The sequence below is a fragment of the Verrucosispora sp. WMMD573 genome, from assembly GCF_027497175.1.
Classification (GTDB): Bacteria; Actinomycetota; Actinomycetes; order Mycobacteriales; family Micromonosporaceae; genus Micromonospora.
The window spans coordinates 3,542,648-3,567,357 of record NZ_CP114901.1 but is presented as its reverse complement, the minus strand read 5'-3'; the positions used below and the strand labels follow the sequence as shown (position 1 = coordinate 3,567,357).

Genomic DNA, 24,710 nt, shown 5'->3' with positions numbered 1-24,710 from the left:
CGACGAAATTCTCCGACATGTGACCTGACGGATGCGTGAGATCCGTCGGGTGGAGGCGATGGGATAAGGCGAAAGGCCCCCTCACCGGCAACTGGTGAGAGGGCCTTGACACGTGGACCTTCAGTCCGGCCAGCTACCGGTGATCCGGCGGACGCCGACCGCACCGCCCCGGTCGACGGCGGCCCGGACGACCGAGAAAATGGCTCCCTGCAAGGCAGCCGCCGCGAGGATCTCCCCCCAGCGGCGGTCCTCGTCGGTCGGGTTGGGCGCCTCACCGTCACCCGCGGTCATCTTCCACACCTGGCGGAAGACCGCGCCCGCGATCGCACCGGCGGCGAAGCCCATCAGCACGCCGACCGGCTTGTAGGCGGCCTTGCCGATTCCCTTGCTCACGCACGCCTCCCTCTAATGATCATCAACACCACGGCGGCGGCGACCGCACCGGCCGCGAGCGCGATGAACGGAGCGGGCCCCTGCCGACCCGGTCCCTGCTGATGGTGGAGACCGGCCTGGGCACGCACCCGGGCCACGGTCACCGCAGCCTGCTCGCGCACCCGCTCACGTGCCTGGTCCGCCGAGGACTTCAGCCGCTTCTTCACGTCGGCCTTGGCGGCCAGCGCCTCCATCGTCTCGCCCAACTCGACGCGGGTGCGCCGGATCTCCTCCCGCAGAGCCTCCGTGTCACCCGTACCGTTGCCTGTCATGCCCGTCCCCTGTCCTTCACCGCAGCGCTGACCACGTCGACGTCGGCCCGCAGGCTGCGCACGGCCGCCTCGGGCACCGGCGGGACCGCGCGACTGACGCGGCGCTTGCCGATCAGCGCGAGCACTCCGGCGACCAGGAACAGGGCCACGGCCACGATCAGGGCGGCCGCCCACGCCGGCAGCACCAGAGCCAGCAGGAGGATCGCGGCGGTCACCAGCGCCCCCAGACCGAAGAAGGCGAGGGCGCCGCCACCGGCGAACAGGCCGGCGCCGATGCCCGCCTGTTTGCCCTTCTCGGTCAGCTCGGCACGGGCCAGCGCGAGTTCGTCCCGGACCAGGCGCGAGACCTGCTCGGTCGCCCGCTGAACCAGTTCGGCGGTGGACGGCTCCGTCCCGTTGTGGGACATACGCCCGTTGTGGGACGTACGGGCGTTCGCCACGTCAGCCATGCTGTCCCCCTCTCGTCATCACCGCGCTGTATGCCCGGAGTCGCCGCTCGTCAATCCTGTTCCCGAAAAAGGGGGCAGAAGCGTCGGGCAGCACGTCCCCGCCGGACGCCGCGCCAAACCTCCACATCCGAGTGGATAACGAGGTGGTCAGCGGCGAGGTTCGGCGGTCTCCCGAGGTTCGGCGGTCTCGTCCGGGCCGACGAAGGCCTCGTTGCGGGCGTGGCCGTCGTCGCTGCCACCGAAGAGCCGGGCGTCGTCGGGCATCTCGGCCTCGGACCGACGCCGCGTCGAATGGCGCGGCTGGATCCACTGCCACGCCAGGTCGCTGCCGCCGTCGCCGACCTCGGTACGTAGGCGGGGCATCGCGGTGGGACGGTGATCGCGCACCCACGCCACCAGATTTTCCCGCACGAGACAGCGCAGGTCCCACAGCGCGCCCGCGTTGGCGGCACTCACCAGCGCGCGAACCTTGATCATCCCGCCGGTCGCGTCGGTGACCTGGAGGACACACACCCGGCCGTCCCACAGCTCGGTGCTCTCGACCAGCCGGCGTAGCTCCTCCCGCATGGCCTGCACCGGGATCGACCAGTCGACCTCGAACTCGGCGGTGCCCAGCACCTTCGCCTCGGTACGGGTCCAGTTCTGGAACGGCTTGCTGGTGAAGTAGGAGGTGGGCAGGATCAGCCGCCGGTCGTCCCAGATCTGCACCACCACGTAGCTGAGGGTCAACTCCTCGATCCGACCCCACTCCCCCTCGATCACCACCACGTCGTCGAGGCGTACCGCGTCGCTGAAGGCGAGTTGCAGGCCGGCGAAAACGTTGCCCAGCAGGCTCTGCGCGGCCAGGGCGGCGACGACACCGACCACACCGGCGCTGGTCAGTACGCCGGCACCGATCCCCCGCACGGAGGGGAAGGTCATCAGCATCACGCCGAGGGTGATGACGACGATCACCACGATGGTCACCCGACGCAGCATCACCACCTGGGTGCGTACCCGCCGGGCGTGCCGGTTGTCCGGCACGTCCACCCGGAACCGGGCGAGCGCGGTGTCCTCCACCACCACCAGCAGCGAGGCGACCAGCCAGGCCGCGGTGGCGATGACGGCGAGCACCAGCGAGTGCAGCAGTGCCTGACGCCAGCCGGTGCCGATCGCGTATCCGGTGCTGAACCGGACGGCGAACTGCACGGCGAGCACGGTGGCGGCGACCTGGAACGAGCGGTGCGCGTGCTGGGTCAACTCGGTCAGCAGCAGCGATTTGCGGCCCCAGCGACGGGTGAGGCGGTGCACCACCTCAACCACGGCAAGAGCGATCGCCGCCGCGGCGAGCGCGGCGACGACGGTCACGAGGTAGCTGTGCACGTGTTGCTTCTCCTTCCGGCCCGACGGCGATCCCCGGTGGTGGTGTCCGGTGTGCGGGCAATCAAGATCCGGCAAAGGGGCAATGGTGCCCTGGATCGCCGGCCCCGGCCACCGCGGGGGTGGCCGGGGAGGAGAAGGTCATACCTTGCGGTAGCGGGACTGGAGGAAGCAGTAGACGCCGAAGGCGGCGATGCCCAGCGCGATGAGGGTCAGCAGAATAGTGCCGAACGCCTGGTCACGCAGGGTCCGCAGCGCGGCGTCCAGACCACGGGCCTTCTCCGGGTCGTAGTTCACCGCGGCCAGTATGACCAGCAGGCCGGTGACGGCGAAGGCGACACCCCGGGAGGCGTAGCCGGCCATGCCGAGCCGACGGGCGAGCTGCCGGGTCTTGGCACTCATCTCGCCGGTCTTCAGCCGCTTCATGAACTTCTTCTTGAGGCCGTAGATCGTCATGCCGACACCGATGCCCGCGAGCACCAGACCGGCGAGACCGACCAGCCAGCGACCCCCGGTGGACTCCATCAGCCGGGCCGACAGGTCCTGCTGCTGGGAGGCGCTGTCGGAGTTGGCGTCGGAGACGACCTTCCAGGCGGTCCAGGCCAGCCAGAGGTAGATCAGGGTGCGGGCGGCGGAGATGATCCGTTCCTTGAGCCGGTCGTTGCCCCGCTCGGTGCGGTGCCCGACGGCCGCCTCCAGCGCCTGCCAGATCGCCATCGCGAGCATGCCCACGGCGATGGCGATGACCAGGAACTGACCCATGGGTTGCGCGGCGAGGGTACGCAGCGCGCCGGACTGGTCGCCGTCGTCGGACGAGTTGCCGAACGCGATCTGCAGCGCCAGCCAGCCGAACAGCAGGTGCACGATCCCGTAGCCGATGAAACCGGCCCGGGCGAGGAGTTCCAGCCACCGGCTGTCGGCCGTACGGGCGGCGGTGGCTTCGGCGTTCCGGGTAAGAGGCATGGCGCCTCAATCTCCGAACGCGAAGATTTCCAAACGTGCTGGCCGCCGCCCGGATGCCCGTCAGCCGCCGTTACGCGCGATGCGGACCTTCACCTCGCTGTCGGTGACGCTGTCCAAGGTCACCGCGAGGCCACCGACGTCGGCCGCCTGCTGGCCGACCGTGAGGGAGAGTTGCTCGCCGCCCACCTCGATGGTGACCACGTCGTCCTGCGCCTCGACCAGACGGGCCTCGACGCCGAGGATGTTGGCCTGGGCGTCCACGCCCCGGTCGAAGGTCACCGTGCAGGCGTCCAGACCGCAGTCGGTGCTGGCCCCCTCGGAGCTGCAACCGGCCAGCAGGGCCGCGCCGAGCGCGAGACCGGCCAGCAGGCCGGCGAGTCGGGTGGGGGTGCCACGGCGAGAGGTGAGCGGGGGCTTGCCGGCGGGGGATCGGTTCGTCACGCCGTCAAGCGTACGAGACACCGGCGAACCGACCGGCCGGGCCGACCGGCGGTGGACAATGCAGGAGTGAGCATGCTGGTCGAGGACAATCCCGCCAAACACCGCTACGAGATCCTGGTCGACGACGCGTTGGCCGGGTTCACCGCATACCTGCCCCGTGACCAGGTGTTGATCTTCACGCACACCGAGGTGGACTCGGCCTTCCAGAACATGGGCGTCGGTTCGGCGCTGATGCGTGGCACCCTCGATCAGGTCCGCGCGCAGGGGCAGCGGGTGGTGCCCCGTTGCCCGTTCATGGCCGCCTTCATCGAACGCCACCGGGAGTACGCCGACCTGGTCACCAGCCCGGAGTGACCACGCCCCCGGCGAGCAACTCGGCCGCGGCCCGACCGGCGGCCCGGGTGGCGCCGTGGGTGGCGACGTGCACCGCGCCGGTGACCAGCGCGGGCACCCCGAGTTCGACGACCACCGCGTCGGGGCGGACGGCCAGCGCCCGGTCGACCGCGTCCCGCATCCAGGCGTGCCGGTGCAGGTCGCGGACCACCAGCACGAGCGGCCGGCCGGTGGCCTCGGCGGCCAGGTCGGCCGGCACCGAGTTCTCGACGTACCGGACGCTGGTGGTGCCCGACACGAGAGCGGCCAGCGGCGCGGCCACCCCCCAGGGGGTCTCCGACCCGATCGCGATGTTGTGCGGCGGCTGGAACTCGACCACGTGCGGCGGGGCGGTCAGCGGCAACGAGGTGGCCGCGGCCTTGCCCGTGGTGATCCGGACCGCCAGCCGGGCCGCCGCCAGCCCGACCGTCGAGCCGGCCGGCGCGGCTGGCGTCGCGGAACGGGCGGCACGCGCCGCCACCGTCCAGGCGGCGAGTTGGCCGACCCGCTTGGCCGCCTCGGCCAGCCGCTCCTCGGGCAGCTCACCGGCGACCACCGCGCCGACGATGGCGTCGCGCAGGTGCCGGGCCGCCGCCTCGTCGGCGTGCTCGCCGCCCACGCAGATCGCGTCCGCTCCGGCGGCCAGGGCACGCACCGCGGCACCGGCGAAACCGTAGCGGTCGGCCACCGCGCCCATCTCCACCGCGTCGGTCACCACCACCCCGTCGAAACCCATCTCCTCGCGCAGCAGGCCACCCAGGATGCGGCTACTCAGGGTGGCCGGCAGGTCGGGATCCAGGGTGGGCACCAGCAGGTGCCCGGTCATCACCGCCTGGACGCCCGCCGCCACGGCGGCCCGGAACGGGGCCAGTTCGACGGCGTGCAGCCGGGCCCGGTCGGCGTCGATGCGGGGCAGGTCGTGGTGGGAGTCCACCCGGGTGTCACCGTGACCGGGAAAATGCTTCGCGCAGGCGGCGACGCCACCGGCCTGCAGGCCGCGTACCCAGGCGGTGGTGTGCCGGGCGACCAGCGACGGCTCCGCGCCGAACGAGCGGACACCGATCACCGGGTTGTCCGGGTTGGAATTGACGTCGACGTCCGGCGCGTAGTTGAGGGTGATCCCGGCGGCGGCGAGTTCCACGCCGAGGTCGCGGGCCACCTGCTCGGTCAACGCCGGATCGTCCACCGCGCCGAGCGCCAGGTTGCCCGGGCGGGAGCTGCCCCGGCCGGACTCGATGCGGGTGACGTCACCCGCCTCCTCGTCGATGGCGACGATCACGTCCGGCCGCTCCGCGCGCAGCGCCGCGGTCAGCTCGGCGACCTGCGCGGGATCCACGACGTTACGGCTGAACAGCACCACCGAGCCGAGCCCCTCGCCGAGCCAGCGGCAGATCCAGGCGGGTGGGACGGTGCCGACGAAACCGGGTTGCAGGACCGCAGCCGCCAGGGCCGCCAGGTTTGCGTTGCGCTCGACCCGCTCGCTCATGCCGGCACTCCGCTTCGCTGCGTGCCGCCATGAGGCACCGCCGCCCCGAGTTGATGATTCGCTCGCTGCCGCTCGCTCATTCGGCGCTGTACCCCCGCGTGTTCCGCCGTGGACTCCCGCCGGCCGGCGGTGCAGACATGGTCACACCGCGCCACTCAATAGTCAATAAACCTTACAGTTGCCTTGGGAGCGCTGCCCCGCAACAGTGCGGGTATGGACCCCGTGCTACTGGCCGACGCGACAAGCCCGGCCGACGTCCCCGGCGTACGCCTGCTCGGTCTGGTGGTCGGCGGTCTGCTGCTGCTCCTCGCCATCCGGGCGATGTTCCGCCGCTGACGCCCGCCGCCCCACGCTTATCGACTCGGGTTTCGGCGCGGATGCGCCCGGGTACCTGCGGCCTTCGATGAAGCTGACCACGCACTCGATGTCGTTGCGCCGCGCCGCGCGCAGCCTGTTCGGTTGGACCGCCCTGCGTCCCAACCAGTTGGCCGCGATGCGGGCCGTGATGCGCCGCCGCGACGCCCTGGTGGTGTTGCCCACCGGCGCCGGCAAGTCGGCGATCTACCAGATCCCGGCCAGCCTGATCCCCGGTCCGACCGTGGTGATCTCACCGCTGCTGGCGCTCCAGCAGGACCAGATCGCCGCGCTCAACGAACGCCAGCGCGCGGAACTGCGGGCGGTGCGGATCAGCTCGGACGAGACCGCCGCCCAGCAGGCCGAGGCGATCGCCGAGATCCGCGACGGGCGGGCCGAGTTCCTCTTCATCACCCCGGAGCAGTTGGCCAACCCCGACCGGCTGGCCGAGGTCCGGGACCTCAAGCCGGCGCTGGTGGCGATCGACGAGGCGCACTGCATCTCGGCCTGGGGCCACGACTTCCGCCCGGACTACCTGGCCCTCGGGCAGCTCATCGAGGGCATCGGCCGGCCACCGGTTGTCGCGCTGACCGCCACCGCCTCCCCGCCGGTACGCGACGACATCGTCAGCCGGCTGCGGCTGCGCAAGCCCGAGATCGTGGTGTCCGGGCTGGACCGGCCCAACCTCTTCTTCGAGGTGGCGCACTGCCCCACCGAGGACTACCGGTGGCGGCGACTGATCGCCCTGCTGCGCGACGACAAGCGACCCGGCATCATCTACGTGCCCACCCGCCGGGCCGCCGAGGAACTTGCCGACCGACTGACCGGCGCGGGCTTTCCGGCGCAGTACTACCACGGCGGGATGCCGGCCAGCGCCCGCGCCCGACTGCACGAGGCGTTCCTCGCCGATCAGGTGCCGATCATGGTGGCGACCTCGGCGTTCGGCATGGGCATCGACAAGCCCAACATCGCCTGGGTGGTGCACATGGCGCTGCCCGACTCGCCGGACAGCTACTTCCAGGAGATCGGCCGGGCCGGTCGCGACGGCCAGCCGGCCCGGGTGCTGCTGCTCTGGCAGGCCGAGGACGTCGGGCTGCAACGCTACTTCAGCGGTGGGCTGCCCGACGCCACCGAGCTGCGCGATCTGGCCGCGTTGCTGCGCCGCGAACCGACGACCCGCAAGGAGCTGCGCGAGGTGACCGGGCTCGGCCCGCGCAAGCTCGGGCAGTACCTCGCCCTGTTGGAACAGGTCGGCGCCGCCCAGCAGGTCACGGGACAACGCGTCGGCGCACCCCGTTACGCTCCCACTCCGGTCGACGCGGCGGCGGCTGCGGTGGCCGAGGCGGAACGGCAGCAGAGCCTGACCCGGTCGCGTACCGACATGATGCGCGCCTTCGCCGAGACCAGCGCCTGCCGGGGTCAGACGTTGCTGGCCTACTTCGGCGAGCAGATGAGCGAGATCTGCGGGCACTGCGACAACTGCCACGCCGGCACCAGCGTGCCCGACGACGGTTCGGTGGGACCGTTCCCGGTACACAGCCAGGTGCGGCACGCCGAGTGGGGTTCCGGCCTGGTGCTCAGCTACGAGGAGGATCGGATGACGGTCCTGTTCGACGAGGTCGGGTACAAGACGTTGTCGGTCAGCGTGGTGTCCGAACAGGGTCTGCTGACCCTGGACTAACCTGAGCCGGCCACTGCCGGTGGCCCGGTCTGCCGGGCCCGGGCGGGTCGGGCGGGTCGGGCGAAGGACCAGACCGACCGCCACTGGCGGTGCGGCTGACGAGAACGTGAACGACGAGCGGGAGGGGCGGGTCGTGATCGAAGAACCGGCGTACACCGGGTTCGGTTTCTCCGACGAGGAGTGGGGGCTGCTGGTCGGCCTGCCACAGTCGGTGCTCACCGCGGCGAGCGCCGCCGAGTCCGACGGCACCAAGGCGACGATGGCCGAGGGGGCCGCCGGCCTGGACACCATCTCCGGCGGGCGGGAGTCGGCCAGTCCGCTGGTGGCCGCCGTGGCGGGCGAGATCGTCAGCCGGGTCGGCGACCCGGAGGCCGGCGAGGAGCTGCCGGTCATCGAGCCCGCGGACCCGCGCGGCTACGCCGAGGACGTACTGGGCCGGGCCAAGGAGGCGTCGGCGCTGCTGGCGGCCAAGGTGGACGAGGGCGAGGCGGGCGCGTACCGGCACTGGCTGGTGGAGATCGCCGAGCAGGTCGTCGGCGCGGCCAGCACCGGCGGCGTACTCGGCCTGGGCGGCACCGAGGTCAGCCCGTCCGAGCGCCGCTTCCGCGACCGCCTGGCCCAGGTCCTCAACGACTGATACCCCACCCCCACCCACCCTCACCCCCGTTGATCATGAGGTTAGCGGCAGTTTTTGAGATCAACACTGCCGCTAACCTCATGATCGACTAACTAAAGGTGGGTGGGTGGGTGGGTGGAGTTAGGCGATTCGGCGGGGGAAGAGTAGGGCGGAGAGGAGCATGGCGAGGGCTAGCAGGCCGAGGCACCAGGCGGCGGCCCGGGTCGGTGCGGTGCCGACCGGGGTGTCCAGCAGGAGGCCGCGCAGCGACTCGATGACCGGGGTGACCGGTTGGTGCTCGGCGAAGCCACGTAGCCAGCTCGGCATGGTCTCGACCGGTACGAAGGCACTGCTCGGGTACGGCAGGAACATCACCAGGAAGGTGTAGCCGTTGGCCGCCTCCGGGGTCCGGGCCAGCAGGCCGAACGCCGCCGAGAGCCAGGAGACCGCCAGCAGGAACAGCAGCAGCACCCCGGCGGCGGCCAACCAGCGCAGCGGCGCGACGGCCGGCCGGAACCCGATTGCCACGGCCACCCCCAGCACCAGCACCGTGGAGACCGCGTTGCGGGCCACGCTCGCCACCACGTGCCCGGCGAGGATCGAGGTGGCGCCCACGTCCATCGTGCGGAGCCGTTCGATCATGCCGTTGGTCAGGTCGGTGGTGACGCTGACCGCCGTGCCGGCCGCCCCGAAGCCGGCACAGAGCAGCAGCACCCCGGGCACCACGTAGGTCACGTACGCCGAACCGGTCTCGATCGCCCCGCCGAAGAGGTAGACGAAGAGCAGCATCAGGATCACCGGCAGCAGTAGCGAGGTGAGCAGCGCGTCGATGTTGCGCCGGGACAGCCGGACGCAGCGGCCGATCATCACGGCGGCGTGCGTCGGCCGGACGGTCAACTCAGACACCGGCCACCTCCCGCTCGGTGCCGGCCGGACGGCCGGTGAGGGTGAAGAAGACGTCATCGAGGGTCGCCTCCCGGACGGTGAACCGGACCACCCCGTGCCGGTCCGGATCGACCTCGTCGAGCAGGCCACGTACCTGCGGTGCGGTGCCGTCGGTGGCCACGGACAACGCCAGCCGGGCCGACTCACGATGGGTGACCCGGTCACCCAACCGCCGTGCCGCCTCGGCGAGACCGGCGGCGTCGCGCCAGGTCAGCTCCAACCGCTGGGCACCGAACCGGCGTTTGAGGTCGATCGCCGTACCCTCGGCGGCGAGCCTGCCGTCGTGCAGCACCATGATCCGGTCAGCGAGCCGGTCGGCCTCCTCCAGGTACTGCGTGGTGAGCAGCACCGTCACCCCGGCGCCGGCCAACTCGCCGATCACCTCCCACAGCCCTTGCCGGCTGCGCGGGTCGAGGCCGGTGGTGGGCTCGTCCAGGAAGATCACCGAGGGGGCACCGACCAGGCTGGCCGCCAGATCGAGGCGGCGCCGCATCCCGCCGGAGTAGGTCACCACCCGTCGCCCGGCGGCGTCGGCCAGGTCGAAGCGATCCAGCAGCGCCGCGGCGCGGGCGCGGGCCGCCGGTGCCCGCATCCCGGCGAGGCGGGCCAGCATGGTCAGGTTCTCCACGCCGGTCTGCCCGTCGTCGAGCGCCGCGTGCTGGCCGGCGAGGCTGATCGCCCGGCGTACCCGCCGCCGCCTACGCACCACGTCGTGGCCGACCACCCGGGCGGTACCCGAATCCGGCCGGGTCAGCGTCGCCAGGATCCGCACCGTGGTGGTCTTGCCGGCCCCGTTCTGACCCAGCAGGGCGTGCACTCCACCCGTGGGCACCCGCAGGGTCAGCCCGTCGAGCACCACGTGCTTTCCGAAGGACTTGCGCAGCTCGACCAGCTCGACCGCTGGCGGTCCATGCACCATGACCATCCTCCCTAATCTGCGTACGTCATACGCTCTTATGCGTAGACCATACGCAGAAGATATGCTGGCGGTCAACGCCGGCCTGGGAGGTGGAGTGGGCGAAGACGTCGAGCTGCCCGAGAACGTCGCGCTCGCCTGGGGGCTGCGCGACCGCCCGAGCCGTGGCCCGAAGCGCAGCCTCAGCCTGGAGCAGGTGGTCGCCGCCGGCATCCAGATCGCCCAGGCCGAAGGGCTGGCGGCGGTGTCGATGAGCCGGGTGGCCAACGAACTCGGCGTGGCGACGATGTCGCTGTACCGGTACGTGCCGACCAAGCACGACCTGCTCGACCTCATGGTGGACACCGCGTACGGCCCGCCGCCACGTGCGCGCGGGGTCGACGAGGGCTGGCGACCGGCACTGTCCCGATGGGGTGAGGGGAACGTCGCCGCGTTGCGCCGACAGCCCTGGATTCGGCACGTGCCGATCAGCGGCCCGCCGATCAACCCGAACCAGGTGCGCTGGCTGGAGTACGGGCTAGCCGCGCTACGCGGCACCGGGCTGCGCGCCTCCGAGCGGATCTCCACGATCATGCTGGTCGGTGGGTACGCCCGCAGCTGGGCCACGCTCACCGCCGACATCGCCGAGGCCGCCGCCCGGACCGGTCGGACACCGGAAGAGGTGGGCCTGCGTTACTGGCAGCACCTCGCCGTGCTCACCGCGCCCGGCCCCTACCCGGCAATCCACGAGCTGTTGACCGAGGGCGATGCATACGACGACGACGTCGACCTCGAATGGCGGTTCGGGCTGGGCCGGATCCTCGACGGCGTGGCGGCCATGATCGAAAGCCGGTCCGCCGGCCCGTCCCACGATGCTGATCCGGCGCACGCTGCTGATCCGGCCCGCACTGCCGGCCCGTCGGATGGCGGCGGTCCACCCCACGCTGGCTGAGGCCCTCGGTCAGGCCCGCGCCAGCAGGGTCAGCACCGCCCGTTCGGCCTGCTCGGCAGAGACAGCCTCGGTCACCGGAACCACCACACCGTCGTGAAAAAGATCCACCACCCTCGGATCCACGTACGAGGCGCGCGCCACCGTCGGTGTGTTGCCGAGCAGCTCCGCCACCTGTCGCATCACCGCTGCCACCGCCCGGCGGCGAGCGGTGACCGACCGGGCGGAGGTCACCGCGGCCAGTTCCGTCGCCGCCCGTACCGTCGCGTGCCAGGTGCGGAAATCCTTCGCGGTCATCTCGCCGCCGCTGGCCTCGCGGAGGTAGTCGTTGACCTCGTCGGCCCGTACGTCCCGCCACTGCCGGCCGTCCCAGTAACCGAACAACCGGTCGGCCGTCCGCCGCCGTCGGCGCAGGTCGGTCAGTACCCGGCACAACTGGGGGTCGGAGATCAGCCGGGCCTGCTCGATGCCGCCCTTGGCCGGGAACTCGAACAGCACACAACCCCGGCGGAGCCGGGCGTGCTCGGGGCGCAGGGTCGCCACCCCGAACGTCGGGTCGTCGCCCGCCGCGTACTGGTCGCTGCCGACCCGGAAGGTGCCCATGTCGAGCAGCCGGGTCACCGTCGCCAGCACCCGCTCGCGGCGCAGCCCCCGTACCGCCAGGTCGTGACCGACCCGCTCGCGCAGCAGCGGCAGCCGGCCGGCGACCTCCAACACGTGGTCGAACTTCGCCTCGTCCTGCCGCTGTCGCCACAGCGGGTGGTAGAGGTACTGCTTGCGGCCGGCCGCGTCGACGCCGATGGCCTGGATGTGCCCGTTCGGATACGGCGAGATCCACACGTCCCGCCAGGCCGGCGGGATGACCAGAGCACGCAACCTGGTCAACTCGTCGGGGTCGCGTACCGGCTCGCCGCGCGGGTCCAGGAACGACCAGCCGCTGCCCCGCCGGCGTCGCCGGTACCCTGGCCGGCCCGGATCGCTACGCCGCAACCGCACGGTCCACCCGCACCGTCCACTCCACCTCGTCGACGGCGGCCAGCACCTCGTCCACAGCGAGGGCGACCATCGTGGGATGGTCACCTACCCCGTCCCACGCCGGCCATGCCCGTGCGCCGGCCCAGAGCGCCCGGTGCCGTCGGCGCTCGGGCGGCGGACCCCAACGAGCCGGCGAAACCGGGCCGAACAGCACCACCGACGGGGTGCGGTAGCCGGTGGCCAGATGCGCCACCCCGGTGTCCCCGCTGACCACCAGGCGCGCCCCGGCGATCAGGGCGGCGAGTTGGGCCAGGTCCGTCCGGCCGGCCAGCACCGCAGCGGCCGGCAGCCCGGCCTGGTGGGCGATGCGCGTGACACCGGCCCGCTCCGAGGCGCTGCCGGTCAACACCACCCGGTGCCCCCGTCCGGCCAGCTCCCGGGCCAGGGTCGCGTACCGGTCGGCCGGCCAGCGCTTGGCCGGCTCCTTCGAGCCGGGATGCAGCACGGTGACACCGCCGGCAGCCCGGTTCGGCTCCGGCCGGCGCAGGTCCAGGTCGGCCGGGTCGGCCGGAACCCCGTACCCCCGCAGCAGCCGGCACCAGCGCCGCACCTCGTGCTCGTCGTCGTCCCACTCCGGCCCGTCGGCGTGCGACGCCTCGGCGTTGGCGAAGGCTAGCAGCCGGCCAGGGCGGACGGCGGCCAACAGCCGGTGCGACAATGGGCCCCGGCCGTGCAGGTTGACCGCCACCTCCACCCGCGCGGCGGGCCGGTCCAGCCGGTTCAGGCCGTCGGTGGGCAGCAGCCGGTCCACCCCGCCGACCAGCTCGACCAGCGGCCCCAGCCAGGCCGGCGCGGCGAGCACCAGTTGCTGGTCCGGGTATGCCGCCCGCAACGCCCGCAACGCCGGGACCGCCGTGGCGAGGTCACCGACGCCGAGGGCCCGCAGCGCCAGGATCACGGGTACGACGCCTCCTGATCGGCGCAGACCACCATCTCGCGGATCGCGCAGCCGGCCGGCTGGGACAGGGCGAACATGATCGCGGCGGCGGTGTCGGCCGGGTCGTTGAGGATGGCGTCCGCGCCCGGGCGGTACTGCGGGTCGCGTTCGTCGAAGAAGGCCGTCCGCATCCCGCCCGGGATGAGCAGCGTGACACCGACCGTGCCGGCCAGTTCGGCGGCGAGCGCCCGGGTGAAGCCGACCACCCCGAACTTCGCCGCGCAGTACGCCGTCGCGTCGCTGACCGCCTTGATGCCGAGGGTGGAGGCCACCGTCACGACGGTGCCCCGCGACGCCGTCAGGAACGGCAGCGCGGCCCGGATCACCGCAGCCGTCGCCAGCAGGTCGACGGCGACGATCCGGTCCCAGGTCTCGCCGGGCACGTCGGCGAGCCGACCGGGTACGTCGATGCCGGCGGCGGTGACCACGGCGTCCAGGCCGCCCACGCGTTGGGCCAACTCGCGGGTGGCCGCCTCGGCACTGCGGGTGTCGGCCAGGTCGCACTCCACCCAGGGCACCCCGTTCACCGGTGCCTGCCGGTCCAGCACCAGCGGCCGACCACCGGCGGCGGCCACCGCCGCCACCACGGCCGCGCCCAGTCCGCTGGCGCCGCCGGTGACCAGCACCGTGCGCCCGGTGGCCGGCGCGCTCACCGGACAACCTCCGCCCGGGTGGCTGTCGCGGCGATGATCTCGGTGGTGGAGCGCCCGTCCAGGTAGGGCACCACCACCGTGTTACCGCCCCACCGACGCAGGATCTCCGCCTCCGGCAGGCCGTCGCCGTCACCGCCACCGCCGTAGTCCCCGCCCTTGACCCAGACATCTGGGCGTAGCCAGGACAGCGCCGCCTCCGGAGTCGGCTCGTCGAAGATCATTACCGCGTCGACACAACTCAGGGCGGCCAACAGGCGACTTCGGTCGTCCTGGCGCATCACCGGCCGGTCCGGCCCCTTGAGGCCGGTGACGCTGGCGTCGGAGTTGAGGCACACGATCAGGCAGTCGCCGAGCTGCCGGGCGGCCTGCAACGTCGCCACGTGGCCGGCGTGCAGCAGGTCGAAGCAGCCCCCGGTGGCGACGACCGTGCCGCCGGCGGCGCGGACCCGGGCGACCACGGCGGCGGACGCGGCCACCCCGACCCGGTCACCGGCGACTGCGGCGTGCACCGCCTGCGGGGCACGCCGCACCGGCGTCGGCAACGCCGTCGCCACCCCACCGTCCGCCACGTACGCCGAGGCCTCCGCCACCGCCTCCTGCACCGCCTCCGAGACCAGCGCGCCACGAGCCAGGGCGAGGCTGGCGGCCACGGCGAACCGATCGCCCGCGCCGCAGGTGTCCCCCTCGGCGGCCACCGGAGCCGGCACCATCAGCGGGGTCGACCCGGTGTGGCTGACCAACGCGCCGTCGGCGCCGAGGGTCACCGCGACCGCCCCGGCGCGCCACCGCTGCCGCAGCCGCTGCGCCCCCTCGGCGGCGGTGGCCAGCCGGGTGCCGCCGACCGGCGCCTCCGTCAGCTCCCGCACCTCCGCCTCGTTCGGGGTGACCAGGTTCGCCCCGGGTACCGCGGCGGGCCCACGCGGGTGCGGATCCCACACCAGCGGGGCACGGATCGAGGCCAGGGCCTCCCGTAGCGCCGGCTGCCGCGCCACCGCGCGGCCGTAGTCGCTGACCAGCACCACCGAAGCCCGGTCCAGGAGACGCAGCACCGCCTCGCCCGGCTCACCCAGCTCCCCCACCCCACCGCCCCGGTCATGACGCAGCAACACCCGCCCGCCGGACCGCAACCGGATCTTCTCCGGGGTCGCGCCGGCCAGCCGCAGCGGATACACCTGCACCCCGGCGGCGGCGAGCAGCACGCTCAGCCGGGCCCCACCGGCATCGTCGGCGAGCGCGGTCACCAGCACCACCTCGGCACCCTGCGCGGCGGCGAAGACGGCGGAGAGCCCGGCACCGCCGGGCCGGTCCACGTGCGCGATCTCGTCGAGCACGGGCACCGGCGAGTCCGGACAGAGCCGGTTGACCACACCCTCGACGTCCCGGTCGAGCAGGGTGTCGCCGACCACCACCACGGGTCCCGTCACGCTTGCCTCCTCACGCCTGCACCGGCCGGACGGCACCGCCGTCCAGCACCACCTCGACACCCGCCCGCACCGGACCGGCCGCTGGCGCCGCCGGTGTCAGCTGACCCGCCATCGCCTGCTCGACGTACTCACAGAGCAGGTGGCTGGAGACCAGGTGCAGCTCCTGGACCACCTGGCTGTCCGGCGAGTCCACAGCGAGCACCTCGTGACACGCCTCGGCGAGCGGGTTCGGCGCCGGCCCGGTGAACGCCCAGCAGCGCAGGCCCGCCTCCCGACCGGCCCGGGCGGCGGTGAGCAGGTTGCCGCTGCCGCCGCTGGTGGACAGCAACAGCAGCACGTCGTCGGGTCGGCCGTGGGCGCGGACCTGCCGGGCGAACACCTCCTCGTAGCCGTAGTCGTTGCCGATCGCGGTCAGCGCCGACGTCTCGGCGTGCAGCGCGATGGCGGACAGCGGCTGACGGTCGTCACGGAGCTTGCCGACCAGTTCGGCGGTCAGGTGTTGTGCCTCGGCGGCGCTGCCACCGTTGCCGGCGACGAGCAGCCGGCCGCCGTCGGTAAGCCGCCGGGCGAGCACCGCGCCCCACCGGGCGAGCAGCGGCTCGCAGCGCCGGAACGGCGGCAGGGCCGCGGTCAGGTGCGCCAGGTGCGCGTCGAGCAGACTCATCAGGCCACCACCCGGGTCGGTCGGTGCACCGCGGCCACCTCGTCGTAGACCTCGGCGAGGCGCTGCGCGGTGACCGCCCACGAGTAGTGCCGGCGGGCCCGGGCCCGCGCCGCGCCCGCATAGGCGAACCGGCGGATCCGGTCGTCGAGCAGCGCCCGCAGCGCCTCCCCGAGCGCGCGCGGGTCGCGCGCCGGCACCAGGTCCCCGGTGACGCCGTCGACCACCGTGTCTCGCAGGCCACCGACGGAGGTGGCCACCACCGGCACCCCGCACGCCATCGCCTCCAGCGGGGTCAGCCCGAACGGCTCGTACCAGGGCGCGGCGACCAGGATGTCCGCCGAGCGGTACCAGCGGCCCATCTCCTCCCGGGGCACCGCACCGACCAGGCGGACCCGGTCGGCGACGCCACAACTGCCGGCGAGGGCCCGCAACCGCCGGGCGTACGGGTCAGTTTCCAGCAGGCCGGCCGGTGGACCGCCGACCACCACGCACTCGGCCTCGGGCACGTGCGCCATCGCCCGTACCACCGTCTGGAAGCCCTTGCGCTCCACCAACCGACCCACGGTGAGGATCCGGGCCCGCCCGGGCTCCCGCTCGGTGGCCGGCCCCAGCGGGGCGAAGGTGGCGAGGTTGACACCGGACGGGATCACCGTCATCGCCGTGCGTGGCACCCCCATCCGGACCAGCTCACCGACCTCGTCGCGGCACTGGGCGATCACCCGGTCGACCGAACAGCCCAGCTGGCGTTCGTAGCCGATCCGCCGGGCCGGGCTGGTGTCCTGCACACCCTGGTAGCGACGCTTCACCGTGCCGAGCGCGTGGTACGTCTGCACCACCGGCACCCCGGTCTGCCGGCCGGCCTCCAGCGCGGCCAGCCCACTCATCCAGAAGTGTGCATGGATCACCTCGGGGGTCCAGTCCCCGCCCCGCCAGCGGTCGATCAGCCACGCGCCGAACGGGCGCATGTGCGGCAGCAGGGCGTCCTTCGCCACCGGCTCGGCCGGCCCGGCCGGCACGTGCACCACGTCGTAGCCGTCCGGGCTGCGTACGGTCACCGGTAGGTCGACCGCGTCGCGGCGGGTGTAGACCCGCACGTCGTGCCCGGCGGCGGCGAGCGCGGCGGAGAGTTCCGCGACGTGCGTGTTCTGGCCACCGGCATCCTCGCCGCCCAGGATGGCGAGCGGGCTGGCGTGCTCCGAGATCATCGCTATCCGCATACTTCCTCCTCCAGCAGCCGGTCCCAGTCGGTGAGGAAACGGTCGAGCCCGTAACGTTCACGAGCGGCGGCGCGGGCCTCGGCGCCGGCCTCGCGCGCCCGCTGCGGTTCGGCGACGAAGCGGGCGGCGGCCGTCAGCAGGGCCTCGACCCGGGTGGAGAGGGCGTTGCCGCCCGGTGGCACCGCCATCACCGCCTCGGTGGTGGCCAGCGCCACCACCGGCATGCCCATCGTCATCGCCTCGATCAGGCTCAGCCCCAGCGACGTCCACCGGCACAGGTGCAGGTACGCCCGGCGGCGCGCCAACTCGGCGTGCATCCGGTGCTGCGGCACGTCGTCGTGGCTGGTCAACCGGTCGGCCGGCAGACCGAGGTGCTCGGCCAGCCCGGCGACCTTCATGCCGAAGACGTCCAGCGGGGCGATCTCGGCGAACCGGGGCAGCAGGTCGGTGCCGGTGACCCGCCACCGGCGCACCGGTTCGTTGATCACGACGGCCAGCCGGTCGAGTTCGCCGGTCCAGGCCGTCGTGGGCGCCACGATGCCGTGGTCGACGACAGTGGTGCGGGTGGTGCCGGTGTCCCAGAACAGCTCGTTGAAGGCGGTCACGTGGGCGACGAGCAGGTCGTCCCGGTCGGCCATCGGGTGACGGCTGTTGGGGACCTGGCCGTCCTTCGGCGTGTTGTGCTCCACGTAGACGGCCGGCAGGTCCCGGCCGGGCCGGCGGCCGAGCCACTGCTCGGCCAGCTCGATCTCCTCCGGACGTTGCAGGATCACCAGGTCGACGTCCGCGGTGCGCAGTTGCTCCGGGCTCACCTCCGCGGCGCTCTCCGGCCAGGTGTACGTCCGGGCGCGGCCCAGCCCGTACGGTCCCCGGTCCGGGGTGGCCGGGATCAGGTAGCGGTGCTTGCCGTGCACGAACGAGGTGGTCCAGGAACCGTGCACGTGCCAGAGCAGGATGTTCATCGGCCGCCCCCACCGCCGACGGTGGCCACCTCGGGTGCCGCCCGGGGTCCGGCCGGACCGGTGGCCACCCGGTCCGGCGTTACGCCGAGCAGCCGCAGCGCGTCGAGCACGGCGTCCGGCTCTATGTCGCTGAGGCAGGGATGTCCGGGTACCGGACACCGGGCGGCCCGGGTGTCGCGACAGGCGGCGGTGGCGTCGCCGAGGCGTACCGTCGGCACCCGCCACGGCCCCCACTGTCCGAAGGGGACTGTTGGGGCGAAGAGGCTGACCACCGGCACGCCGTACGCGGCGGCCAGGTGCGCCGGCCCGGTGTTGCCGACCACCACCGCGCCGGCCCCGGCCACGATCCCGGCCAGCTCGGCCAACCCGGTGCGGCCACCGAGGTCCCGGCCGTGCCGGCCGGCGACCCGCGCGGTCAGCTCCCGCTCTGCTGGACCGCCGGTCACCACCACCCGGTACCCGGCGGCGCTCAGTTCGTCGGCGATCCGTTCGGCCAGCTCGGGCGGGCAGCCCCGGGCCGGCGCCGCCGAGCCGGGATGCAGCACCACGTAACCCGGGTCGCCGGCCTCGGGTCGCGGCGGAACCGGCCGCAGCCGCAGGCGCGGTTCGTCGTCCTCACCGAGCGGGTAACCGGCGGCGGCGGCCAGGGAGAGGGCCCGCTCCGCCTCCGGCACGCCGACCGGCACCCGGTGCCGCACGTCCAGCAGGCTGCCCGGGTAGTCGTCGCTGATCGCCGCGATCCGGGTCACCCCTGCCATCCGCAGCAGCAGCGCCAAGGGCAACGGCGACTGGTGAAACGAGGTGAAGATGACCGCCTCGTCGGCGGCCACCGCCGCCAGCCGGCCGACCAGAGTGGCCATCTCCTGCGGGTCCACCGGCGCGGGGGCCGGGTCGATCCAGGGCAACCGGTGCTCGATCACCTCGTCGACGCCGGGCAGCAGGTCGGCGGCGGCCCGCCCACGGGGCCCGCAGAGCAGCACCACCCGCTCGGCTCCGGTGGCGACCGCCCGGATGCCCGGTCCGGTCACCAGCACGTCCCCCGCCGAGTCCGACCGCACCACCAGCACCGTGCGACCGCCACCTCGGCGTCCCACGCCGGCTCGCCGGACGCCCGTGGCGCCGGACCGGTGCTCCGTACCCGACATCGGCTCCACCGGGTTCAGTGCCGCCTGGCGTCGAAGGATCTCCGTGACGGCCGTGGCCAGGTCCGCGGCCACCCACGGGGCCGCCGCCACCTCCTCGGCGCGGGTCACCGGCGTCGGAACCAGCACGCCGGCCGCACCGGCGGCCAGGGCCGCCGTGACGTCGCGGCCGATGTCACCGATCAGGGCGCAGCGGGCAGGTACGGTGCCGAGCGCCCGGGCTGCCGCGTGCACCAGGCCCGGCCTCGGCTTGCGACACGCGCAGCCGTCCCCGTCGTCATGGGGACACACCTGCCAGGAGTCGAACGGGCCGAGCAGCGCCTCGATCCGGCGGTGCACGAGGTGCAACTGCCGTTCGGTGAACAGCCCCCGGGCCAGCCCGGACTGGTTGGTCACCACCGCGAGCTTCAGTCCGGCCGCCCGCAGCCGGTCCAAGGCCGCGCGGGCACCCGGCATCGGGCGCACCTTGTCCGGATCCGAGTTGTACGGCACGTCCTCGACCAGGGTGCCGTCGCGGTCGAGCAGGACCGCGTCGAACAGGGCCGGGCGGGACATGGTCCGGCCGGCTCCGGCCAGCAACCCTGCTGACCTGCGGTGATCCGGCTCCCCATGGTCCTGTCGCACGGGCGGCGGGTTCCCGCCGCCCCGATGAGTAAACGTCACCCGCGACGCGGCCGAGGACACCGCGCGCCGACGGCACCCGCACGGCCGCCCGCGGTTGGCCTTACCCGCGGTCACCGAGAAGCTAACCCGGCCACCTCGTCAGCCGAGGCCACGCGTCGGGTACCGAGGGCGGTCGCGTCGTCCCGCCGGGCTGAAGGAACCGGACTGATCGCGGGGCACGGCGTCGGGGAGCCATTTCACCCCGGAAGGGACAAGTGGCTACGCTCACGGGTGACCCTGTCCGCAGACCGAGGATGTCCCCCATGATCGAACCCGTCCAGTTGCCCTCGCCGTGGCGGGACGTGCGCCTGACCGTCGTGGTCCCGACCTACAACGAGGCCGGCAACCTGCCGGTGCTGGTCGAGCGTCTCCTCGCGCTGCCACTGCCCGGCCTGAAGGTGCTGGTCGCCGACGACAACTCCCCCGACGGCACGGGCGAGGTCGCGGACAAGCTCGCCATAGAGCATCCGGAACGCGTGCAGGTCGTGCACCGGCCGGGCAAGGAGGGTCTGGGCCGGGCGTACGTGGACGGGATCAGCCGGGCCCTCGACGGCGGCGCCGAGTACGTGGCCCAGATGGACGCCGACCTGTCTCACCCGCCGGAGGCGCTGCCGGGCATGCTCGGCGCGCTGCTGTCCACTCAGGCCGGCGTGGTCATCGGGTCACGCTACGTGCCCGGCGGAGAGCTGGACGAGAACTGGCCGCTGTACCGGCGGGCGCTCAGTGGCTGGGCGAACCTGTACGTGCACACGCTGCTGCGGGTACGGATCCGCGACCTCACCGCCGGTTTCAAGATCTGGCGGGCCGACGCGCTGCGCGACATCGGGCTGGAGCGGGTGCAGTCCAACGGCTACAGCTTCCAGGTGGAGATGCACTACCTGGCCACCAAGCTGGGGCACACCATCCTGGAGGTGCCGATCCGGTTCGAGGAGCGGCGTGACGGCGCCTCGAAGATGACCACCGCCACCAAGATCGAAAGCGCTCTGATGCCGTTCAAGCTCCGTACCCGGCACCGCAACATCGAGCCCTGACCGCTCGGCGCGGCGCTCAGGCGTAGACGGCCCGGTGCGCGGTGGCGATCGCCCGTTGATACACCCCACCGGTGAGCGCCCGGTCGCGAGCCAGGGCGGCTCGGGCTGCGTTCGCGCCGGGTGCGCCGTGCACCCCGCCGCCCGGGTGTGCCGACGCGCTGGCCAGGAAGAGCCGGTCCACCGGAGTGTCGGCGCGACCGAGCCCGGGCACCGGCCGCAGGAACAGCTGCTGGTAAGGGGCGGCGGTGCCGCCGCCCAGCGCGCCGCCGACCAGACTGGGGTTGGCCTCCTCCAGCTCGGCCGGGCCGGCCACGTGCCGGCCCACCACCAGGCTGCGGAACCCGGGGGCGGCGGCCTCCAGCACCGTCTCCATCCGCTCGACGTGCGCGATGACGTCGTCGGCCCGCCAGTGCCGACGAAACGGCAGGTGCGTGTACGACCAGAGCGACTCGGTGCCCGTCGGCGAGTGACTCGGGTCCGCCACCGACATCTGCCCCACCAGCAGGAACGGATCCGGTGGCAGCTCGCCCAGGGCCAGCCGGGCGGCGTAGCCGGTCAGCCCGTTGAGATCCGCGCCCAGGTGCACCGTGCCGACGGTGGACAGGCGACGGTTCGTCCAGGGCATCGGGGCGGACAGCGCCCAGTCCACCTTCAGCGTGGACCCGTCCCAACGGAAGTGTTCCAGGTCGGCCACCAGGCGCGGGGGCAGCACGGTGGGGCCGACCAGATCCAGGTACAGCGCGGGCGCGGGCACGTCGGCGAGCACCGCCCGACGGGCCCGCCAGTTGGTGCCGCCGACGGTGCGGACGCCCACCGCCCGACCTCGGGCGACCAGGACCCGGTCCACCCGGGCACCGTAGGCAATCCGGCCGCCCCGCTCGGTCAACCGGGCCACCAACGCGTCGGTGATCTTCTGCGCGCCGCCGGCCGGGACCGGCCAGCCGACCTGCTGGCCGAGCATGACGAGCAGCCAGCCGTAGACACCGGAGCCGGCCTCCTCGGTGGACAGGTCGGTGTGCAGGGCGCAACCCGCCAGCAACGCCGGCCCGCCGGCACCGGCGAACAGTTCCGCACCGAGCCGGCTCGCCGGCAACACCAGCCGCCGGGCCAGCCGCAGCGCACCGCCGACCCGCAGCCGGCGTAGCAGGCCGACGCCGCCGCGTACCGGCGGAAACGGAGTGGTGATCAGCTCCAGCATCGGCTCGGCGACCTGCTGCCACTGCTCGTACGCGGTCAACCAGCGCGCACCGTCGCCGGGAGCGAAGGTCTCCAGCGATGCCGCCGTGACGGCCGGATCCCGGTTGAGCACGGCAGCCCGGTCATCGGGAAACAGGTGGGCCAGCACGTCAGGGGCGTGCCGCCAGGCGAGCCCGTACCGGGTCAGGTCGAGCCCGCGCAGCACCGGCGAGGCGTAACCGATCGGGTAGAACGAGCTGAAGAGGTCGCTGAGGTAGCCGGGCGCGGTCACCTCGGCCGAGCGCACCGCCCCGCCGGGTGCCCCGGTGGCTTCCAGCACCAACACGTCCCAACCCGCGTCGGCCAGCAGGTTGGCGGCGACCAGGCCATTGTGTCCGGCACCGACGACGACTGCGTCGGCCCGCTCGGCACCGAGAGAGCCTGGCGACATCATCCGTGGACGCTACCCCGGGTCGTTGCGGCGAAACGTTTGCCACGTCCGACCCCGGGCATGCAGCGCGCCATGTACACGGTCACGCAGCTCATCGGTGGGGTCTGGGGTGCCGGCGGGGAGGCCGGCGAGTTGACGGTGCACGATCCGGCTGACGGCGGCCCGGTGACCAGCGCCCCGATCGCCACGACCGACGAGGTCGACAAGGCGGTGGCGGCGGCGCGCGGAGTGGCGTCCGAGTGGGCGGCGACGGCCCCGGCGGAGCGGGCCGCGGCACTGCACCGGATCGCCGACGCGGTCGCCGAGGCCGCCGACGACCTGGCGCAGGCGACCACTGCGGAAATGGGCAAGCCGCTCGCCGACGCCCGGGGCGGCGTCGAGGCGGGCATCGCCACCCTGCGGCAGTACGCCGAACTCGCGCCGGCCCGGGGCGGCCGTACCCTGCACGGCGACCCCGCCGCGCTCGACTTCATGACGCCGCAGCCGCGTGGTGTGGTGGCGGTCATCACGCCGTGGAACGACCCGGTCGCCGTGTCGTGCGGGTTGCTCGGCGCGGCCCTGGTCACCGGCAACGTGGTGCTGCACAAACCCAGCGAGCGCACTCCCGCGACCGGGTGGTTGCTGGCCCGCGCCTTCGACGCCGCCCTGCCGGCCGGGGTGCTGTCGCTGCTCAGCGGCGGTCCGACGACCGGCGCGGCGTTGGCCGCCGCCGAGGTGGACATGGTGGCCCAGGTCGGGTCCAGCGCCACCGGCCGGGCGGTTGCCGAGGCCGCGGCCGGCACCGGCGCCAAGGTGCTGTTGGAGAACGGTGGCAGCGACCCGCTGATCGTCGACGCCGATGTCGACCCGAGCTGGGCCGCCGGCGAGGCCGCCCTGGGCGCCTTCGCCAACGCGGGGCAGATCTGCGTCGCGGTGGAGCGGATCTACGCCCACCGCGACATCGCCGAGGATTTCGTGGCCGCGCTGGTAGAGCGGGCCGCCGCGCTGCGCGCCGGACCGGGACGGGACCCGGACACCCAGCTCGGCCCACTTGTCGACCGGCGCCATCGCGATCAGGTCCACGGGCAGGTGATCGCGGCGGTGGCCGACGGCGCGCGGCTGCGCATCGGCGGCACCCTGCCGGAGGGGCCGGGCGCCTTCTACCCGGCCACGGTGGTCGACCGCTGCCGGCACGACATGGCGTTGATCCGGGAGGAGACGTTCGGCCCGGTCGCCGCCGTGGTGGTGGTCGACTCGTACTCCGAGGCGCTGCGGTGCGCGGCCGACTCGCCGTACGGGCTGGCGGCGACCGTGCTGACCGGGTCGATGAGCCACGCCCAGCGGGCCTGGCGGGAGCTGCCGGTGGGGACCGTGAAGGTCAACGCGGTCTTCGGCGGCGCGCCGGCCGGTGCCGCGCACCCGCGCCGGGGCAGTGGCCAGGGCTTCGGCTACGGCCCGGAGCTGCTCGACGAGTTCACCGCCACCAAGGCGGTACACATCCAGGCGCCCGGCGGCGGCCACTGGTGATCCGGCGCGCCGGACCGGACGTGCCGCCGGGCCCGGTCCGACGCGTACGCCGGCCGGGCCGCCGACCAACGAGGGGCTCGACCCCTCGCGCACCTGGCGGGTCGAGCAACGTCGGCTCAGCCGCCGCGGGCCTTGCGGGTCTGGCGGTCGTTGGCCTTCTGAATGGCCTTGACCAGTTCCGGCTTGGTCATGCTCGACCGTCCCGACACGTCCAGTTCGCGGGCCACCCGCAGGAGATGTTCCTTGGCGGCGTTCGCGTCCACTCCACCGGCGGTCGGTGCCCGCCGCGCCGGCCCACCGCCGGCGGCCTGCTGGTCGCTGGGCCCCTTGCGGCCCTTCGGTTCCCAGTGGTCGCCGACCTTCTCGAACTCGTGTTTCACCGCGGCGAACGCGGTGCGGTGCGCCCGTTCGCCCTCGCCGTAGGTCTCGACCGCAGAGTCGTGTGTCTTCTCCCAGGTGCGCTGGGCCTTCTCCGGGGAGCGCCGCAGCGTGCTGGGCAGTACTTCGCGCCCGGGCATCTCGATCCTCCTCCGTGTGCGAGCTATTCGGATTGGCGTACCCGGGCGACGTCCCGGCAAACGCCGGCGGCGTTTGTGGCGAGAGCGGGTCGGGTACCGGCGGAACCAGCTATGGTG

Annotated in this window: 26 protein-coding genes; 7 read left to right on the top strand and 19 right to left on the bottom strand. The window is 73.2% G+C overall.

The genetic code is table 11. The features are described 5' to 3' along the window. Positions 1-120: 120 nt before the first annotated feature. From O7601_RS16360 to O7601_RS16335, 6 genes are all read right to left on the bottom strand, one after another. Complete coding sequence (locus O7601_RS16360) at positions 121-393, bottom strand: DUF4235 domain-containing protein (RefSeq protein ID WP_281561995.1); 273 nt, start codon at positions 391-393, stop codon at positions 121-123. Beyond that, positions 390-704 (bottom strand): DUF3618 domain-containing protein, encoded by a 315-nt coding sequence (locus O7601_RS16355; protein ID WP_210935191.1) that lies wholly within the window; start codon positions 702-704, stop codon positions 390-392. Before O7601_RS16355 ends, O7601_RS16360 begins: the two co-directional genes overlap by 4 nt. Then, complete coding sequence (locus O7601_RS16350) at positions 701-1,153, bottom strand: phage holin family protein (protein WP_281561994.1); 453 nt, start codon at positions 1,151-1,153, stop codon at positions 701-703. Before O7601_RS16350 ends, O7601_RS16355 begins: the two co-directional genes overlap by 4 nt. A gap of 147 nt (positions 1,154-1,300) precedes the next feature. After that, positions 1,301-2,515 carry a mechanosensitive ion channel domain-containing protein gene (locus O7601_RS16345; protein WP_281561993.1) on the bottom strand — a complete coding sequence of 405 codons (1,215 nt, stop codon included), beginning with the start codon at positions 2,513-2,515 and terminating at the stop codon, positions 1,301-1,303. Between the two features lie 138 nt (positions 2,516-2,653). After that, positions 2,654-3,475 (bottom strand): DUF1206 domain-containing protein, encoded by an 822-nt coding sequence (locus O7601_RS16340; protein WP_281561992.1) that lies wholly within the window; start codon positions 3,473-3,475, stop codon positions 2,654-2,656. A gap of 60 nt (positions 3,476-3,535) precedes the next feature. Next, on the bottom strand, positions 3,536-3,916 hold the full coding sequence (locus tag O7601_RS16335) for a hypothetical protein (protein ID WP_281561991.1): 381 nt from the start codon (positions 3,914-3,916) through the stop codon (positions 3,536-3,538). Positions 3,917-3,988: 72 nt separating this feature from the next. Here O7601_RS16335 and O7601_RS16330 point away from each other — a divergent pair, with 72 nt between their 5' ends. Then, positions 3,989-4,270 carry a GNAT family N-acetyltransferase gene (locus tag O7601_RS16330; protein WP_281566946.1) on the top strand — a complete coding sequence of 94 codons (282 nt, stop codon included), beginning with the start codon at positions 3,989-3,991 and terminating at the stop codon, positions 4,268-4,270. Here the strand turns inward: O7601_RS16330 and O7601_RS16325 are convergent. After that, on the bottom strand, positions 4,254-5,774 hold the full coding sequence (locus tag O7601_RS16325; RefSeq protein WP_281561990.1) for a glycoside hydrolase family 3 N-terminal domain-containing protein: 1,521 nt from the start codon (positions 5,772-5,774) through the stop codon (positions 4,254-4,256). The genes O7601_RS16330 and O7601_RS16325 overlap by 17 nt on opposite strands. Positions 5,775-5,987: 213 nt before the next feature. Here O7601_RS16325 and O7601_RS16320 point away from each other — a divergent pair, with 213 nt between their 5' ends. The 3 genes from O7601_RS16320 to O7601_RS16310 all read left to right on the top strand — a co-directional run bounded on the left by O7601_RS16320 (position 5,988) and on the right by O7601_RS16310 (position 8,446). After that, on the top strand, positions 5,988-6,110 hold the full coding sequence (locus tag O7601_RS16320; RefSeq protein WP_275415498.1) for a hypothetical protein: 123 nt from the start codon (positions 5,988-5,990) through the stop codon (positions 6,108-6,110). Positions 6,111-6,177: 67 nt separating this feature from the next. Further along, on the top strand, positions 6,178-7,809 hold the full coding sequence (locus tag O7601_RS16315) for an ATP-dependent DNA helicase RecQ (protein ID WP_281561989.1): 1,632 nt from the start codon (positions 6,178-6,180) through the stop codon (positions 7,807-7,809). A 133-nt stretch (positions 7,810-7,942) separates the two neighbouring features. Beyond that, on the top strand, positions 7,943-8,446 hold the full coding sequence (locus tag O7601_RS16310) for a hypothetical protein (protein ID WP_281566945.1): 504 nt from the start codon (positions 7,943-7,945) through the stop codon (positions 8,444-8,446). Positions 8,447-8,566: 120 nt separating this feature from the next. Here O7601_RS16310 and O7601_RS16305 read toward each other — a convergent pair whose 3' ends face one another. Next, entirely contained in the window at positions 8,567-9,331 is a 765-nt protein-coding gene (locus O7601_RS16305) for an ABC transporter permease (RefSeq protein WP_281561988.1), read from the bottom strand. Further along, positions 9,324-10,289, bottom strand: coding sequence for an ATP-binding cassette domain-containing protein (locus O7601_RS16300; protein WP_281561987.1), 966 nt, complete (start codon positions 10,287-10,289; stop codon positions 9,324-9,326). Before O7601_RS16300 ends, O7601_RS16305 begins: the two co-directional genes overlap by 8 nt. A gap of 94 nt (positions 10,290-10,383) precedes the next feature. Between O7601_RS16300 and O7601_RS16295 the strand changes: the two genes are divergently transcribed. Continuing rightward, positions 10,384-11,217, top strand: a complete 834-nt coding sequence (locus tag O7601_RS16295; RefSeq protein WP_281561986.1) for a TetR/AcrR family transcriptional regulator — start codon at positions 10,384-10,386, stop codon at positions 11,215-11,217. A 9-nt stretch (positions 11,218-11,226) separates the two neighbouring features. Here the strand turns inward: O7601_RS16295 and O7601_RS16290 are convergent, their stop codons facing one another. Genes O7601_RS16290 through O7601_RS16255 form a run of 8 tightly spaced genes read right to left on the bottom strand, consistent with a single transcriptional unit; the run spans position 11,227 to position 19,803 of the window. Beyond that, entirely contained in the window at positions 11,227-12,210 is a 984-nt protein-coding gene (locus O7601_RS16290) for a DNA topoisomerase IB (protein ID WP_281561985.1), read from the bottom strand. Continuing rightward, positions 12,194-13,147, bottom strand: a complete 954-nt coding sequence (locus O7601_RS16285; RefSeq protein WP_281561984.1) for a glycosyltransferase family 9 protein — start codon at positions 13,145-13,147, stop codon at positions 12,194-12,196. The genes O7601_RS16290 and O7601_RS16285 overlap by 17 nt, the downstream gene beginning before the upstream one ends. After that, on the bottom strand, positions 13,144-13,839 hold the full coding sequence (locus O7601_RS16280; RefSeq protein ID WP_281561983.1) for an SDR family oxidoreductase: 696 nt from the start codon (positions 13,837-13,839) through the stop codon (positions 13,144-13,146). The genes O7601_RS16285 and O7601_RS16280 overlap by 4 nt, the downstream gene beginning before the upstream one ends. Continuing rightward, positions 13,836-15,263: a PfkB family carbohydrate kinase gene (locus tag O7601_RS16275; RefSeq protein WP_348650202.1), complete on the bottom strand. Its 1,428-nt coding sequence runs from the start codon at positions 15,261-15,263 to the stop codon at positions 13,836-13,838. The genes O7601_RS16280 and O7601_RS16275 overlap by 4 nt, the downstream gene beginning before the upstream one ends. Before the next feature lie 10 nt (positions 15,264-15,273). After that, a complete protein-coding gene (locus O7601_RS16270) occupies positions 15,274-15,927 on the bottom strand; it encodes an SIS domain-containing protein (RefSeq protein WP_281561982.1) in 654 nt (217 codons plus the stop codon). Beyond that, positions 15,927-17,144: a glycosyltransferase gene (locus tag O7601_RS16265; RefSeq protein WP_281561981.1), complete on the bottom strand. Its 1,218-nt coding sequence runs from the start codon at positions 17,142-17,144 to the stop codon at positions 15,927-15,929. The genes O7601_RS16270 and O7601_RS16265 overlap by 1 nt, the downstream gene beginning before the upstream one ends. Then, positions 17,135-18,106 (bottom strand): glycosyltransferase, encoded by a 972-nt coding sequence (locus O7601_RS16260; protein WP_281561980.1) that lies wholly within the window; start codon positions 18,104-18,106, stop codon positions 17,135-17,137. Before O7601_RS16260 ends, O7601_RS16265 begins: the two co-directional genes overlap by 10 nt. Beyond that, on the bottom strand, positions 18,103-19,803 hold the full coding sequence (locus O7601_RS16255; RefSeq protein ID WP_281561979.1) for an HAD-IIIA family hydrolase: 1,701 nt from the start codon (positions 19,801-19,803) through the stop codon (positions 18,103-18,105). Before O7601_RS16255 ends, O7601_RS16260 begins: the two co-directional genes overlap by 4 nt. Before the next feature lie 371 nt (positions 19,804-20,174). Between O7601_RS16255 and O7601_RS16250 the strand changes: the two genes are divergently transcribed. Beyond that, positions 20,175-20,942 (top strand): polyprenol monophosphomannose synthase, encoded by a 768-nt coding sequence (locus O7601_RS16250; RefSeq protein WP_281561978.1) that lies wholly within the window; start codon positions 20,175-20,177, stop codon positions 20,940-20,942. A gap of 16 nt (positions 20,943-20,958) precedes the next feature. Here O7601_RS16250 and O7601_RS16245 read toward each other — a convergent pair whose 3' ends face one another. Further along, positions 20,959-22,569 carry an NAD(P)/FAD-dependent oxidoreductase gene (locus O7601_RS16245; RefSeq protein ID WP_281566944.1) on the bottom strand — a complete coding sequence of 537 codons (1,611 nt, stop codon included), beginning with the start codon at positions 22,567-22,569 and terminating at the stop codon, positions 20,959-20,961. A 72-nt stretch (positions 22,570-22,641) separates the two neighbouring features. On the opposite strand from O7601_RS16245, the gene O7601_RS16240 reads away from it, so the two are divergent. Beyond that, positions 22,642-24,075, top strand: coding sequence for an aldehyde dehydrogenase family protein (locus tag O7601_RS16240; protein ID WP_281561977.1), 1,434 nt, complete (start codon positions 22,642-22,644; stop codon positions 24,073-24,075). A 116-nt stretch (positions 24,076-24,191) separates the two neighbouring features. Here the strand turns inward: O7601_RS16240 and O7601_RS16235 are convergent, their stop codons facing one another. Beyond that, positions 24,192-24,593, bottom strand: coding sequence for a ChaB family protein (locus O7601_RS16235; RefSeq protein WP_281561976.1), 402 nt, complete (start codon positions 24,591-24,593; stop codon positions 24,192-24,194). Between the last annotated feature and the right edge of the window lie 117 nt (positions 24,594-24,710).